We start from the raw sequence: 280 nt of genomic DNA on the forward strand, positions 1-280 counted from the left end.
CGGGGGCGGCAATGGTGAGTCAGGATCCAGCGGATCCGGTATTCCGCGTATCGGAAGTTCAGCCGCACCGAGTAGAGGAAAATCGTCGATGGTGCCAACGCGCAGCCATTCGCCACTGCCGTCGGCGACCGAACCGGTCAGGGTGGCGTTTCCTGCGCCAGCCACGCCGATGGTGGGCGCGCTGACGTTGCGCAATCGGCTGCCCGTAAAAATCGCATTGGACACGGGGCCTCCTTCGCCGACCACGAAGAGTGCCGATGCATTGGCCCCGGTCGCGGTA

Annotated in this window: 1 protein-coding gene; it reads right to left on the bottom strand. The window is 64.6% G+C overall.

Annotation, left to right across the window (positions count from 1 at the left end; genetic code table 11):
* Window positions 1-225 (bottom strand): hypothetical protein (locus PHA01_RS29190; protein ID WP_271899733.1); only part of this gene is annotated, 225 nt, incomplete at its 3' end.
* Window positions 226-280 lie beyond the last annotated feature (55 nt).

This window comes from Candidatus Phyllobacterium onerii (assembly GCF_028331445.1).
Taxonomy (GTDB): Bacteria; Pseudomonadota; Alphaproteobacteria; order Rhizobiales; family Rhizobiaceae; genus Phyllobacterium; species Phyllobacterium onerii.